14 protein-coding genes and 1 tRNA gene are annotated in these 14,189 nt (G+C 73.4%); 5 read left to right on the top strand and 10 right to left on the bottom strand.

All coding sequences use genetic code 11. From position 1 onward, the window contains the following. Positions 1 to 116 precede the first annotated feature (116 nt). The gene (locus ABT070_RS38735; protein ID WP_351767617.1) at positions 117 to 761 is read left to right on the top strand and encodes a MerR family transcriptional regulator; all 645 of its coding nucleotides are present in this window, start codon (positions 117 to 119) and stop codon (positions 759 to 761) included. 171 nt (positions 762 to 932) lie between these two features. Here ABT070_RS38735 and ABT070_RS38730 read toward each other — a convergent pair whose 3' ends face one another. Beyond that, positions 933 to 1,736 carry an exodeoxyribonuclease III gene (locus tag ABT070_RS38730; protein ID WP_351767616.1) on the bottom strand — a complete coding sequence of 268 codons (804 nt, stop codon included), beginning with the start codon at positions 1,734 to 1,736 and terminating at the stop codon, positions 933 to 935. A gap of 112 nt (positions 1,737 to 1,848) precedes the next feature. On the opposite strand from ABT070_RS38730, the gene ABT070_RS38725 reads away from it, so the two are divergent. Beyond that, entirely contained in the window at positions 1,849 to 2,331 is a 483-nt protein-coding gene (locus ABT070_RS38725; protein ID WP_351767615.1) for a GNAT family N-acetyltransferase, read from the top strand. A gap of 6 nt (positions 2,332 to 2,337) precedes the next feature. Here the strand turns inward: ABT070_RS38725 and ABT070_RS38720 are convergent, their stop codons facing one another. Further along, the gene (locus ABT070_RS38720; protein ID WP_351767665.1) at positions 2,338 to 2,979 is read right to left on the bottom strand and encodes a response regulator; all 642 of its coding nucleotides are present in this window, start codon (positions 2,977 to 2,979) and stop codon (positions 2,338 to 2,340) included. Continuing rightward, positions 2,970 to 4,370: a sensor histidine kinase gene (locus ABT070_RS38715; RefSeq protein WP_351767614.1), complete on the bottom strand. Its 1,401-nt coding sequence runs from the start codon at positions 4,368 to 4,370 to the stop codon at positions 2,970 to 2,972. Before ABT070_RS38715 ends, ABT070_RS38720 begins: the two co-directional genes overlap by 10 nt. A 133-nt stretch (positions 4,371 to 4,503) precedes the next feature. Between ABT070_RS38715 and ABT070_RS38710 the strand changes: the two genes are divergently transcribed. Then, positions 4,504 to 5,280: an ABC transporter ATP-binding protein gene (locus ABT070_RS38710; RefSeq protein WP_351767613.1), complete on the top strand. Its 777-nt coding sequence runs from the start codon at positions 4,504 to 4,506 to the stop codon at positions 5,278 to 5,280. Further along, the gene (locus ABT070_RS38705; RefSeq protein ID WP_351767612.1) at positions 5,274 to 7,715 is read left to right on the top strand and encodes an FtsX-like permease family protein; all 2,442 of its coding nucleotides are present in this window, start codon (positions 5,274 to 5,276) and stop codon (positions 7,713 to 7,715) included. The genes ABT070_RS38710 and ABT070_RS38705 overlap by 7 nt, the downstream gene beginning before the upstream one ends. Before the next feature lie 113 nt (positions 7,716 to 7,828). Here the strand turns inward: ABT070_RS38705 and ABT070_RS38700 are convergent. From ABT070_RS38700 to galU, 7 genes are all read right to left on the bottom strand, one after another. Beyond that, positions 7,829 to 7,902 (bottom strand) — tRNA-Ala (locus tag ABT070_RS38700). 82 nt (positions 7,903 to 7,984) lie between these two features. Then, positions 7,985 to 9,301, bottom strand: coding sequence for a divisome protein SepX/GlpR (gene sepX, locus ABT070_RS38695; protein WP_351767611.1), 1,317 nt, complete (start codon positions 9,299 to 9,301; stop codon positions 7,985 to 7,987). Between the two features lie 145 nt (positions 9,302 to 9,446). Next, positions 9,447 to 10,043 carry a GNAT family N-acetyltransferase gene (locus ABT070_RS38690; RefSeq protein WP_020128382.1) on the bottom strand — a complete coding sequence of 199 codons (597 nt, stop codon included), beginning with the start codon at positions 10,041 to 10,043 and terminating at the stop codon, positions 9,447 to 9,449. Between the two features lie 26 nt (positions 10,044 to 10,069). After that, positions 10,070 to 10,606, bottom strand: a complete 537-nt coding sequence (locus ABT070_RS38685; protein WP_351767610.1) for a MogA/MoaB family molybdenum cofactor biosynthesis protein — start codon at positions 10,604 to 10,606, stop codon at positions 10,070 to 10,072. Further along, a complete protein-coding gene (moaC, locus tag ABT070_RS38680; protein ID WP_351767609.1) occupies positions 10,603 to 11,082 on the bottom strand; it encodes a cyclic pyranopterin monophosphate synthase MoaC in 480 nt (159 codons plus the stop codon). The genes ABT070_RS38685 and moaC overlap by 4 nt, the downstream gene beginning before the upstream one ends. 63 nt (positions 11,083 to 11,145) lie before the next feature. Continuing rightward, positions 11,146 to 12,471, bottom strand: a complete 1,326-nt coding sequence (gene glp / locus ABT070_RS38675) for a molybdotransferase-like divisome protein Glp (protein WP_351767608.1) — start codon at positions 12,469 to 12,471, stop codon at positions 11,146 to 11,148. Between the two features lie 5 nt (positions 12,472 to 12,476). Further along, complete coding sequence (gene galU, locus ABT070_RS38670; protein ID WP_351767607.1) at positions 12,477 to 13,379, bottom strand: UTP--glucose-1-phosphate uridylyltransferase GalU; 903 nt, start codon at positions 13,377 to 13,379, stop codon at positions 12,477 to 12,479. 104 nt (positions 13,380 to 13,483) lie between these two features. Here galU and ABT070_RS38665 point away from each other — a divergent pair, with 104 nt between their 5' ends. Beyond that, positions 13,484 to 14,098, top strand: a complete 615-nt coding sequence (locus ABT070_RS38665; RefSeq protein WP_351767606.1) for a 5-formyltetrahydrofolate cyclo-ligase — start codon at positions 13,484 to 13,486, stop codon at positions 14,096 to 14,098. The last annotated feature ends 91 nt before the right edge of the window (positions 14,099 to 14,189 follow it).

Below are 14,189 nucleotides of genomic sequence, written 5' to 3'. Positions count from 1 at the left end.
CGACTCCGCGGACTCTGCCAGTGAACACTGGCGCAATGGGAGCGTAGAGCAGCTCCGTACCGATGGGTAGGGCCGGGAGAGGGAAAGTTACCGGCGGTACAACATAGGCTTCGCCCGTGACGGACAAGCGGGAGTACCGAACGGAGGAGCTGGCCGGGGAGGCCGGCATCACGGTGCGCACCCTGCGCTTCTACCGCGAGCGCAAACTCCTCGCGCCACCCCGCCGCGAGGGCCGTATCGCCTGGTACGACGATCACCATCTGGCCCGCCTGCGCACGATCGCGGCACTGCTGGAACGCGGCCACACCCTCACCGGCATCGCCGAGCTGGCGGACGCCCTCGACCACGGCCGCGGAGTGGCCGACCTCCTCGGCGTCGGCGGCCCCACCGAGGAGGAGCCGGTCCGTCTGACCCCCGAGGAACTCGCCGCGCGCTTCGAGGGCCAGGTCACCACCGAGAACCTCGCCGCCGCCCTGGACCTCGGCTACCTGGGCACCGACGGCGACGAGATCGTCCACATCAGCCGCCGCCTGCTGGACGTCTCCTCCGCCCTGGTCCGCGAGGGCATCCCGCTCGCCGAGGTACTGGCGGCCGGCGTCCGGGTCCGCGAACACGCCGACGCCCTCGCCACCCTCTTCACCGACCTGATCCTGCGCCACGCCACCGAGGCCGACCTGCCCCGCCTGCGCCCACTGGCCCGCAGCGTCGTCGAAGCGGAACTCTCCCTCGCCCTGGACCGACAGCTGCACAGGACGCCCTAGAGGCAGCGACCGCCGTCGCGCTCCCGGCGCTGCATGCCACTGTGCTCGCGGCCGTGCGTGCGGTCGTGTGCGCGGCCGTGCGTGCAGTCGTGCCGTCATGCTTCCGGACGTGCTCGCGGTGGTGCTCGCGGTCATACCCAGGTCGTACTCACGGTCGCCCCAGGGATCGCGCTAGAGGTCGTAGACCACCGTCACCGGGGCGTGGTCCGACCAGCGCTCACCATGCGTGGCCGCCCGCTCCACGAACCCCTTTACGGCCTTGCCGGCGAGAGTGGGCGTCGCGACGTGAAGGTCGATCCTCCAACCCGAGTCGTTGTCGAAGGCCCGCCCCCGGTACGACCACCACGTGTACGGCCCCTCCACGTCCGGGTGCAGCGACCGTACGACGTCCACGTAGCCGCCGTCCTCCGCGGCGAAGACCCGGGTCAGCCAGTCGCGCTCCTCCGGGAGGAAGCCGGAGTTCTTGGTGTTGGAGCGCCAGTTCTTCAGGTCGGCCTGCTGGTGGGCGATGTTCCAGTCGCCCACCACGAGGACCTCGCGGCCGTCGGCGGCGGCACGGGCGCGCAGGTCCTTGAGGTGGGCCAGGAACTCGCCCATGAAGCGGACCTTCTCGTCCTGCCGGTCGGTGCCGACCTCGCCGGAGGGCAGATAGAGGGAGGCGATCGTCACACCGGGCAGGTCGGCCTCGACGTAACGGCCGCTGCCGTCGAACTCGGACGAGCCGAAACCGATCCGGACGGCGTCCGGTTCACGGCGGCTGTAGAGGGAGACACCGGCGCGGCCCTTCGCGGCGGCCGGCGCGTGGGTGACGAACCAGCCCTCGGGGGCCCGGACCGCCTCCGGCAACTGCCCCGGCTCGGCACGCACCTCCTGGAGGCACAGCACATCGGCGGAGGTGTCCGCGAGCCACTCCACGAAGCCCTTCTTCGCGGCGGCACGCAGTCCATTCACGTTCACGGAGGTCACGGTCAGCACCCGGGCACGATACAGGCCCGGGTGGCGCGCCGGCCTCCGGCGGATACCGGCACACTGGACCAGGTCCAGAATTCACTTTTCCAGGATTGTGCATACATCTACTGTGAACGGCATGAATATACGCCCGGTCGCCTTCGACCACCCCGACGCCGTCAAGCTCAACGACGAGGTCCAGGCCGAGTACCACGAGCGCTACGGCGACGGCGGTGACGCCACGGTCCTGGAGCCGTCCGACTTCCAGCGGCCGCGCGGGGTCTATCTCATCGCGTACGACGAGCTGGACCGGCCGGTGGCCACGGGCGGCTGGCGCAGCCAGGACGACGACGGCGAGGGGCACGAGGACGGCGACGCCGAACTCAAGCGGATGTTCGTGATCCGGGAGATGCGGGGCCGAGGACTGGCCAGGCGGATGCTCACCGCCCTGGAGGAGGACGCGCGGGCGGCCGGCCGCGTCCGGATGGTCCTGGAGACCGGCACCGAGCAGCCCGAGGCCATCGCCCTGTACACCTCCAGCGGATACGCGCCGTGCACGAAGTTCGGCTACTACCGCGCGTACGAGAACAGCCGCTGCTACGCCAAGCCGCTCGGCTCCTGAAGAGCCTCAGCTTCTGAGGTAGGCGAGCACCGCCAGGACACGGCGGTGGGTGTCGTCCGCCGGCGGCAGGTCCAGCTTGGTGAGGATGCCGCCGATGTGCTTGCCCACGGCCGCCTCCGACACCACCAGCTGACGGGCTATCGCGCCGTTGGACCGCCCCTCCGCCACCAGCCCCAGCACCTCCCGCTCGCGCGGGGTGAGCCGGGCCAGCGGATCGCGGCGCCGGCGCAGCAGTTGCCGTACGACCTCCGGGTCGACGACCGTGCCGCCGGCCGCGACCTCGCGCAGCGCGTCCACGAACTCCTCCACCTGGCCGACCCGGTCCTTGAGCAGATAGCCGACGCCGGTGCCGTCGCCGGAGTCGAGGAGTTCGGCCGCGTACGCGCGCTGCACGTACTGGCTGAGGACGAGCACCGGCAGTCCGGGCCGCTCCACGCGCAGCCCCACCGCCGCCCTCAGCCCCTCGTCCTGGAAGGCGGGCGGCATGCGGACGTCCGTCACGACGATGTCGGGCGCGTGGTCGGCGACCGCCCGCAACAGGCCCGGCGCGTCGCCCACCGCCGCCACGACCTCGTGTCCGAAGCGGGTGAGGAGCGTCGTGAGGCCGTCGCGCAGCAGGACGCCGTCCTCGGCGAGGACTACGCGCAGGCCTCGGTGACCGTCCCCGTCCGGCCGTCCGGCCCGCTCGGCGGGTTCGGCCCGCTCGGCCGGGGCGGCGGGTTCGGCGGGTTCGGCTGACGCGGCGGGTTCGGCTGGCTCGGCTCGCAAGGGATCTCCACACGCAGCAGGGTCGGTCCGCCCGGCGGGCTGGTAAGGATCAGTCTTCCATCGAGCACCGACACCCGGTCGGCGAGACCGGTGAGGCCGGTGCCGCGGGCGCTGTCCGCGCCGCCGCGGCCGTCGTCGGTCACCTCCAGGACGAGCAGCCGCCCGCCCCGGTGCTCCGCACGCACGCGTGCGTGCCGCGCCCCGCTGTGCTGGGCCACGTTGGCCAGCGCCTCGCGCACCACGAAGTAGGCGGCGGCCTCCACCGCCTGCGGGAGCCGGGGGGCCGGCCGGGCGAACTCCACGTCCACGGGGACGGGCGAGCGGTCGGCGGCGTCGGCGACGGCCGCCTCCAGGCCGTAGTCGGCGAGCACCTGGGGGTGGATGCCGTGGATCAGCTCACGCAGTTCCGCGAGGGCCGCGCCCGCCTCCTCGTGGGCGCGGGCGAGCTGCTCGGCGAGGGCGCCGCCGGGCGGGGCGTCGAGACGGGCCAGACCGAGGTTCATGGTGAGCGCGACCAGCCGCTGCTGGGCGCCGTCGTGCAGATCGCGTTCGATCCGTCGGCGTTCCGACTCGAACGCGTCGACCAACCGCGCGCGCGAGCGTGTGAGTTCGACGACCCTGACGCGCGGATCGCCCCCGCGCGGGGCGACGAGCAGCCGGGTCAGCGCGGCTCGGGCGCCCGCCGCCGCCCCGAGGGCGTACCCGCCCACGGCCAGCAGCAGCACGCCCAGCGCGGCGGCGCCGAAGGCGGCTGGCCAGCCGGTCACCGTCCACACCTTGAGCACCTTCGTCTCACGGCCCCCGCCGGCCGTCGCCAGCAGCAGCGGGGCCGCGACCGTCGCGAGGGGGACGAACAGCGCGACGGTCAGCAGGAGCGCCTCGGCCGGCCAGAGGAGACAGGCGGTGAGGAGGGTGTGGCCGAGTTCGCGCCAGGTGGCCCGTTCCCGGAGCCGGGTGGTGAGCCAGCTGCGCAGGCCCGGCGCGGCGGGCTCGAGATGCGCGCCGGGCGCGTCGTCCGCGTCGACGAGCCGCAGCCGTCGTCGCTCCAGGGCCGCCACCGGGAGCCCCGCGAAGGCGACGGCCGCGAGCAGCGGCAGCCCGACGAGGACGACCGCGAGGACTCCGCCCACCGCCACCACCGCGACCAGCCCCACGAGGACGGCGGCTCCGGTGACCGCCCCCGTCAGCAGGTAGACGACGGCCCGCCAGGGCCACGGCGACAGCAGGTAGCCCGGGCGGGACAAGGCCTGCCACACGTTTCGGGGTTGCATGCGGATCACCGTAGAAGGGGCGCCGCGCCGCGGCCATCGGCCTGACCGGAGGTTCGGGGGTATGCCTGGCCCCACCCCAGGTCTCGCCCCTGCCCGACAGACCCGGCGGGGGTGCGCACGGTTTCGTGGGGCCATGACCACACACGCCGTCCAACTGACCTCCGTGAGCAGGCGATACGGTGCCGCGGGCACCGGGGTGACCGCGCTCGACGACGTCACCCTCGCCCTCCCCCGAGGCTCGTTCACCGCCGTCATGGGGCCGTCCGGCTCGGGCAAGTCGACGCTGCTCCAGTGCGCGGCCGGACTGGACCGGCCGACCTCCGGGTCGGTGCGGATCGGCGGAACCGAACTGACCGGGATGGGCGAGCGCCGGCTGACGCTGCTGCGCCGGGAGCGGATCGGCTTCGTCTTCCAGTCGTTCAACCTGCTGCCCTCCCTCACCGCCGAGCAGAACGTCGCCCTCCCGCTGCGGCTCGCCGGCCGCCGCCCGTCCAGGGCACAGGTCCTCGACGCCCTGCGGCAGGTCGGACTCGCCGACCGCGCCGGTCACCGGCCGGACCGGCTCTCCGGCGGCCAGCAGCAACGCGTCGCCCTGGCCCGCGCCGTGATCACCCGCCCGGAGGTCCTGTTCGGCGACGAACCGACCGGCGCGCTCGACTCCCGTACCGGCCGCGAGGTGCTGACCCTGCTGCGCTCCCTGGTCGACGAGGCCGGCCGGACGGTCGTCATGGTCACCCACGACCCGCTCGCCGCGTCCTACGCGGACCGGGTGGTCTTCCTGGTCGACGGCCGCGTCCACGGCGAACTCTGCGGCGCCGACGCGTCCGTGGCGGCGATCGCGGCCCGGATGGCGGGGCTGGAGACCGCGGCCGACGGCGCCGCGCTCGCCTCGGCGGGTGCCGCGTGCTGAGCGTCGCGTGGCACACCCTGCGCGCCCGATGGGCCGCCTTCGTCGGCAGTTTCGTCGCCCTCGCACTCGGCGTCGCGCTGCTCACCGTGATGGGACAGGCGCTGGCCGCTTCACTGGACGCTCCGGCGCGCGCCCCGGAGCGGTTCGCGGCGGCACCGGTGGTGGTGGGGGGCCAGGACACCCTGCGGGTCACGACCCCGACCGGTGAGCGGACGAAGGAGCTGGCCCGGCCGCGCCCGGTGCCCGCCGGGACCGTCGCCGCGCTCCGCGCGCTCGGCCCGGTCACCGAGGACCGCTCCTTCCCGGTCCGGACGTACGGCGCCCGGACCGCGCCGGACGACCTGGTCGGCCACCCCTGGTCGACGGCCCGTTTCGCCCCCTACCGGCTGACCGCGGGCAGGTCCCCGGCAGCGGCCGGCGAGGTCGTGACCAGCGGCGACTGGGCGACCCCGGGCACCCGACTGCGCACCGAGGACGGCCCGTTGCGGGTGGTCGGCACGGTCGAGGCGGTGGCCGTACCCGGACTCGGCTTCGAGCACGCCGTGTTCTACCCGGACGCCCAGGCCGCCCGGCTGTCCCCGGAGTCGACCCAGCTGGTCGTGGAGGCGGACGCGGCGGCCGTCCGGGCGACGGTCACGGACGGCGACGCGGACGTACGGATCCTCACCGGTGACGCCCGCCGGCTGGCCGACGCCGACCCGGGCCGGGACGCCGAGGCCCTGACGGCGCTCAACGCCCTGTTCGGCACGGCGGGCGGCGTGACCGCCTTCGTGTCCGTCTTCGTCGTGGCGTCCACCTTCGCCTTCGCGGTCGACCGGCGGCGCCGCGAGTTCGGCCTGCTGCGCACCGCGGGGGCGACCCCGGGCCAGATCCGGCGGACGGTCCTCGCGGAGGCCCTGCTGGTCGGCGCGCTCGCCTCGGCGACGGGCTGTGTGCTGGGCACGTACGGCGCGCCGCGCCTGGCCGAGCTGGTCGTCGACGGCGGCCTCGCGCCCCGGTGGTACGCGATCGGCGGCCCCTCGGCCGGCGTCTGGCCGTACCACCTGGCCTTCTGGACGGGCCTGCTGGTCGCCCTGTGCGGCGCGCTCGCCGCGTCCTGGCGGGCCGGACGCACCGCCCCGGCCCAGGCGCTGCGCGAGGCCTCGGTGGACGGCCGCGCGCTGACCCGGGGACGGCGCGTGTGCGGTACGGCGCTGCTGCTCGCGGCCGCCGCGACCCTGGCGTACACGCTGGTGACCGACCCGGGCGAGCTGCTCCACCGCAAGTCGTACATCAGCCGTCCCCTGTTGCTCATCACTGCGGTGGCACTGCTCTCGCCCCTGACGGTGCGTCCGCTCGTGCCCCGGCTGCCGGGCGCGGTGGGCCTGTTGGCGCGGGCCGGCGCGGTCACCGGGGTCCGCCGTACCGCCGCGGTGGCCGCACCCGTCCTGGTCACCGTGGCGCTCGCGGGCTCCTTGCTGGGCGCGACGGCGACGATCGGCGCGGCGCGGGCGGCGGAGGTGCGGCAGCAGACGGCCGCCGACTTCGTGGTGACGCCCCGGGACGGAACAACCCTGCGGGCAGGGGTCCTCGACCGGCTCCGGCAGGTGCCCGGCACGGTGGTGTCGGCCGGTTCGGCCACCGCCGTGTTCACGCTGGAGGACGGTGTCGCGCTCGTGAAGTCCGAGGCCCGGGCGGCCGATCCGGCGCTGCTCGCCGCGACCGTACGGCTGCCGGTGACCGCCGGGCGGCTCGCCGACCTCGACGACGAATCGATCGTCGTGACCGAGGAGTGGGCGCGGCACCGGGTGGGGCAACGGGTGCGGGTGTGGCTCGGAGACGGTACGCCGAAGACCCTCCGGATCGCCGCGGTGCTCTCCATCGGCACCGGGGACAACGGCGCCTACGTCACCCCGGCCAACGCGGGCGGCGGGGGCGTGGACCGCGTGGACGTACGGGTGCGGGCGGGCGCGGACCCGACGGCGGTGGCGGCGCGGCTGCGGACCGTCGACGGGGTGCGGGTGACGAGCAAGGCGCAGTGGGTGCGGGCCGCTCTCCCGCAGACCAACCGGACGACCCGGCTCGGCATGCTGCTCGTCCTGGGCATCGCGCTTGTCTACACCGGCATCTCGCTGGCGAACACCCTGGCCATGGCGGCCGCCGAACGCGGCCCCGGCCTGAAGGCCCTACGGCTGGCCGGAGCCACGGGCGGCCAGATACTGCGACTGGCCGCCACGGAGGCACTGATCGCCGTAGCGGTGGGCACACTGCTGGGCCTGGTGGTGACGGCCGTCGACCTGACCGCCCTGAGCGCCGCCCTGCACCTGCTCTCGGCCCCGACGGCAATCGTCCTGCCCTGGCAGGCACTCACCTGGACGACAGCGGCATGCGCCCTGCTCGCGACCGTCACGGCACTGGCATCGACGGCACCGGCACTCCGTTCGGCCCGGCCGTGAACCACCGCACCGGCCGCCCCACCTGAACCACGAACCACGCCCACCCGGCCGGCCGCCCGACCCCGAACACCATAGAGCCCCCGTCGGTTACCCGACGGGGGCTCTATGCTGCGTGGACCTGTGGGGATTTGAACCCCAGACCCCCTCGATGCGAACGAGGTGCGCTACCAGACTGCGCCACAGGCCCTTGCAACGAGTGAAACTCTAGCATCCCGGTCGGCCTGCCTGGAAATCCGTTCCCCGAGGCCGGGCGCGGGATGCCGGGGCTCTCATTCGTTGGCCGCCAGCGGTCGCTCGCCGTCCTCGTACTGGTCGAACAGCGGGGTGCGGCCGCGTTCGCGCGAGCGTCGGGCGGAGGCCGCGCGCCGGGCGTCGCTGCGCTCGTCGCCGTCCGCTCCCCTGTCGTCCGCGCGGTCCGCGTCGTCGGATTCCCCGGCCGGCGCGTCCCCGGCGTCCGTCGCCTCGTGCTCCGGCGCCACCGAACTCGAGCGGGCCGAGCTCCAGGCGTCCGGCGCCCCGAGGTCCACGTCGGAGGTCGCCCGGGGCGCGACCGGGGCGGTCACGTACGTCGGCAGCGGTACCGGTACCGGATCCCAGCTCTCGCCGTGGCCGGGCCGGCGCTGCCGCTCGCGCTGCTGGTCGACCCACTCCGCGTGATCGGTCTGCTCGACGAGCGCCCTGCGGTCCGCGGCGAGCGCCAGCAGACCCGGGTCGGTCTCCGGCTCGGGGGCCGCGTGCGGCTCCTCTGCGCCGGCGTCGGGGCCGGTGTCGACGGACGAGGCGTTCGCCGAGGCGGGCGCGCGCCGACGCGGCTGACGCTCACGCAGCCGCTGCGCGGCGACCTCGGCGCGCCTGCGGTCCATCTGGAAGGCGAAACGACGGCGCTCCTGGGAACGCAGGTACCCGATGTACGCGCTGAGCAGGACGGCGGGCACGCCGGGCGCCCACAGGAACGTGAGCCCGCCGACCGCCGCGACGATCGCGCCGAGCGTGAAGCCGAGGAAGAGCATCACGGTGGTGCGCCGACGGCGCGCGAGCGCCTTCGAGCGCTGGGCGCGGGCGGCGGACGCCTGCTCGGCGGGTGTCCGCCTGGCGACCGGCGCCCGTCGGGCCGCCGGCCCGGCTCCCCCGTCGCGTGCGGGCTTGGCACCCTGTTCGCGGTGGTCGTGCGCGGGCTTGGCCGCCGGATCGCGCGCCGGTTCACGCGCCGTCTCCGGACGTCCGGGCCCTCGCTCCTGACCGCGCTCGTGAGCTCGTTCCTGAGCTCGTTCCTGACCGCGCTCCTGAACCGGCGCCTTCACCTGCGGGCGGGTCGGAGGCATGGCGAAGGACCGGACGTCCACCGATGCGGTGACGGCGTCCGGAACGTCGGCGCCGGACTCCCCCTCCTCGGTGGAGCGCGCCCGCAGGTCCTTGGCGTACCGGCGCTCCATTCCCGCCCGTCCGGACAGCAGCCGGATGGCGGTGCTGAAGCGTTCCGTCGGACGGGCCTCGTTCAGCTCGTCCTGCCTACGGAGCCACATAGGCACCAAGTAGGCGGCCCAGGCCCCGACAATGACTGCGTAGATGAGGCCGCTGCTGCTCACGCCTCACACGGTAGAGGGGTTTGCGTGAGGCCATCCGCCAATTGGGCCGGTGTGTCGCACGATCTGGCTGATATTTCGAACTTTTTTTGCGACCGGTGCGATCAACCGATCATTTTCGAACATGCATTCGGCTGGTCGGCCTAATTCAATTGGACGCCTTCTGCGAGCGTGTCCGGCGCCACCGGTTCAGCAGGCCCTCCGGGACCTCCTCCGCCGTGAGCGCGAAGACGAGGTGGTCACGCCAGGCGCCGTCGATGTGGAGATAGCGCGGCCGCAGCCCTTCCTCACGGAATCCGAGTTTCTCCACGACCCGGCGGCTCGGCCCGTTCTCGGGCCTAATGCAGACCTCGATGCGGTGCAGTCCGACGGTACGGAAACAGTGGTCCACGATGAGCGCCACGGCCGTCGGCATCACACCGCGGCCGGCGACCGACTCGTCCACCCAGTAACCGACGTGCCCGGAGCACATCGACCCCCAGGTGATACCGGCGACCGTCAACTGCCCGACGAGCCGCCCCTGGTACTCGATCACGAACGGCAGCATCCGGCCCGCGTTCGCCTCGGACCGCAGATGCCGGACCATCTGGCGGTAGGTCGGCCGGTGGGCGATCGGCCCGCTGGGCGCGGGCGGCGGGATGGTCGCCTCCCAGGGGCGCAGCCAGTCCCGGTTGCGCCGGTTGACCTCGCGCCAGGCCCGCTGGTCGCGCAGCTTTATGGGCCGCAGGACGATGTCGCCCTCCACCAGTTCGACGGGCCAGGATGCGCTGTTCAGCTGGCACCCCCGTGGCCGGGTCTGGGGTGGTCGCCGCCACGGATCTGGTCGACGGCGTGGATCAGCAGGGGCTCCAGGACGGCGAGGCCGTCCTTCACCCCGCCGGTGGAACCCGGCAGGTTGACGATCAGCGTCCCGCCCGCCACTCCGGCCAGACCGCGGGAGAGCACCGCGGTGGGCACCTTCTCCCGGCCGTACGCCCGGATGGCCTCGGCGATGCCGGGCACCTCGTGGTCGATCACCGCGCGGGTCGCCTCGGGCGTGCGGTCGGTGGGCGAGATGCCGGTGCCGCCGGTGGTGACGACGGCGTCGTACCCGGCCTCGACGGCGGCCCGCAGCACCGCCTCCACCGGGTCCCCGTCCGGGACGACCTGCGGCCCGTCGACGGCGAAGCCGAAGCCGCGCAGGCCCTCGGCGATCAGCGGGCCGCCCCGGTCCTCGTAGACGCCTGCGGCGGCCCGGTTGGAGGCGGTCACGACCAGCGCGCTGTACGGCGCGAGCAGGGCGCCGCCGACCGACACGTCGAGTGTCATGCCCGGCTCCAGTCGCCCGACTTGCCGCCCGTCTTCTCCTCCACGCGCACGTCCGTGATGACCGCTCCCTTGTCGACCGCCTTCACCATGTCGATCACGGTGAGCGCGGCCACGGAGACCGCGGTGAGCGCCTCCATCTCGACGCCCGTGCGGTCCGTCGTCTTCACCGTGGCGGTGATCTCCACGGCGTCGTCCGCGACCGACACATCCAGTTTCACACCGGATACGGCCAGGGGGTGGCACAGCGGGATGAGATCCGGGGTGCGTTTGGCGCCCATGATGCCCGCGATCCGCGCGGTGGCCAGCGCGTCCCCCTTGGGTACCCCCTCGCCGCGCAGCAGCTCGATCACGCGGGGCGAGACGAGGACCCGCCCGCTGGCACGCGCGGTGCGCGCGGTGACGTCCTTGCCGGAAACGTCGACCATGCGGGCGGCGCCCACGTCGTCGATGTGCGTCAGTCGGTCCTGCGTACTCATGGTGGTGTGGCGCTCCCGGTCCGGGCCTGTTGTGCGCGACACGGTACCCCCAACCAGGAGTACTCAGCCGAGGAGGACCACCTCGACGTCGGCACCGGGCTCGACGGACTCCACGTCCTCGGGGACGACGATCAGCGAGTCGGCGTGCGCGAGGGCCGCGATCAGGTGGGAGCCGGCGCCCCCGACAGGGCGGACGGTGCCGTCGCCGTAGGTGGCTCGCAGGAACTGCCTGCGGCCTTTCGGCGAGGTCAGCGCCTTGTCCGCGATCAGCTTCGCGCGCGTGGTGGGCCGGTGCACGTCCTCGAGGCCCATGAGGGTCCGGATGGCGGGGCGGACGAACAGTTCGAACGAGACGTACGACGACACCGGGTTGCCCGGCAGGGCCAGCAGGGGGATGTGGTCGGGGCCGACGGAGCCGAAGCCCTGGGGCTTGCCGGGCTGCATGGCCAGCTTGCGGAACTCGACGCCACCGCCCGCCTCGTCCTCGTCGCCGACGTGCTCCAGGGCTTCCTTGACGACGTCGTACGCCCCGACGCTCACTCCGCCGGTGGTGACGACGAGGTCGGCGCGGACGAGCTGGTCCTCGATGGTGGAGCGGAGCGTCTCGGCGTCGTCGGCGACCGCCCCGACCCGGTAGGCGATGGCACCGGCGTCCCGGGCGGCCGCGGTGAGGGCGAAGCTGTTGGAGTCGTAGATCTGGCCGCTGCCCAGCTCCTCGCCGGGCTGGACGAGTTCGCTGCCGGTGGACATCACCACCACGCGCGGGCGTGGGCGTACGCGTACGGCGCCCCGGCCGATCGCGGCGAGCAGGGCGATCTGGGGCGGTCCGAGGACGGTCCCGGCGTCGAGGGCGCGGTCCCCCGCCTTCACGTCGCTGCCCTTCGCGCGTACGTGCGCGCGTGCCTCGGCGGGCCGGTACACGCGTACGTGCCCCGACGCCTGCTCGGGGGCGAGGCTGCGGGCACGCATCCCGCTGACCGGGCCCTCGCCGAGCCCACCGTCCGTCCACTCCACCGGGACGACGGCCTCGGCCCCGGTCGGGAGCGGGGCGCCGGTCATGATCCGGGCGGCCTGGCCGGGTCCCACGTACAGCAGGTCGGCCGCCTGTCCCGCCGCGACGTCGCCGACGACGTCCAGAGCCGCCGGGAACTCCTCGCTCGCGCCCGCGACATCTGCGACCCGCACCGCGTACCCGTCCATGGAGCTGTTGTCGAAGGGCGGCAGTGAGACCGGCACCATGACGTCGTCGACCAGGACACAGCCCTGGGCGTCGGGCAGTTGCAGCTCGATGGGTTCCAGAGGGCGGACGGTGGCGAGGATGTCCTCCAGGTGTTCGTCCACCGACCAGAGCTGGTCCTGGCCGGTGGGGCGGGGCGCGGCGGTGCTCAAAGTGGCTACATCTCCTCGGTGACGTAACTGCGCAGCCAGGACCGGAAGTCCGGACCCAGATCTTCACGTTCGCACGCGAGTCTGACAATGGCACGCAGGTAGTCGCCGCGGTCGCCTGTGTCATAGCGGCGGCCCTTGAAGACGACGCCGTGGACGGGGCCGCCGACCTTCTCGTCCTGCGCGAGCTGCTGGAGGGCGTCGGTGAGCTGGATCTCGCCGCCGCGGCCGGGCTCGGTCTGCCGCAGGATGCCGAACACGCTCGGGTCGAGGACGTAGCGTCCGATGATCGCGTAGTTCGACGGGGCGTCCGCCGGGTCCGGCTTCTCGACGAGGCCGGTCACCTTGACCACGTCGCTGTCCACGGTGGCCTCCACGGCCGCGCAGCCGTAGAGGTGGATCTGCTCGGGTGCGACCTCCATGAGCGCGACGACGCTGCCGCCGTGCAGCTCCTGCACCTCGATCATCCGCTGGAGCAGTGGGTCACGGGGGTCGATCAGGTCGTCGCCCAGCAGGACCGCGAAGGGCTCCTGCCCGACGTGCGGGGCCGCGCACAGGACGGCGTGCCCCAGGCCCTTGGGGTCGCCCTGGCGCACGTAGTGCATGGTCGCGAGGTCGCTGGACTGCTGGACCTTGGCGAGCCGGGCGGCGTCGCCCTTCTTCTGCAGGGCCGACTCGAGTTCGTAGTTGCGGTCGAAGTGGTCCTCGAGGGGGCGCTTGTTGCGGCCCGTGACCATGAGGACGTCGTCGAGGCCTGCGGAGACGGCCTCCTCGACCACGTACTGGATAGCCGGCTTGTCCACGACCGGCAGCATCTCCTTGGGAGTGGCCTTGGTCGCCGGCAGGAACCGGGTGCCGAGACCGGCTGCGGGGATGACAGCCTTGCTGATCCTGGGGTGCGACTGCGTCATGTCGGCAACCTTATCCGGTGACTTTGAGAGGGATCTGTGACTCCGGCTAATTGATGATCATATGAACGCATTGGAGCGGTGTGGGAGATGAGCGGGAGCGACATATGAGCCACCTCGAAGGCGGACCAGAGTCTGACAAACGTATGTTGCGGCAAGGGTTCCTCGCCGTGAGAAGCAGGTTGACGCCCGATGACGTCCGCGCGGCGGCCGTCTCCCTGGCCGAGCAGGCCCTAAAACTGGCCGAGTTGACGCACGCGCGCACGGTGGCGGCGTACGTCTCCGTGGGTACCGAACCCGGCACCCTGGCGCTGCTGGACGCGCTGCGCGCGCGGGGCGTGCGCGTGCTGCTCCCCGCACTGCTGCCCGACAACGACCTGGACTGGGGCGCCTACACCGGCGAAGGCTCTCTCGCGCGGGTCCTGCACGGGTCCAGGATGGCCCTCCTGGAGCCGGCCGGCGAGCGACTCGGCCCGGACGCCGTGACGGACGCCGACGTGGTGCTGCTGCCGGGCCTGGCGGTCGACGCGCGCGGTATGCGCCTGGGGCGCGGCGGAGGGTCGTACGACCGTGTGCTGGCCCGGCTGGCGGCTTCCGGGGCCCGCCCCTCACTGGTGGTGCTCCTGTACGACGCCGAGGTCGTCGAGCACGTCCCCGGGGAGGCCCACGACCGGCCCGTGCACGCGGTGGTGACGCCCTCGGGGACGCGCCGCTTCACCTGACACCCTTGCCCTCACACGGAAGGGGCCCTCCACGCGCGCGGGGAGGGGCCCGAGCGGAGCGGGGACAGCGCAGGGGTTTAGAACCAGGGGT

Origin of the sequence: Streptomyces sp. NPDC002884 (assembly GCF_040295245.1) — a bacterium.
GTDB lineage: Bacteria > Actinomycetota > Actinomycetes > Streptomycetales > Streptomycetaceae > Streptomyces.
Note: the sequence above shows the minus strand (reverse complement) of the source record. Positions and strands in the feature narration are given on the sequence as shown.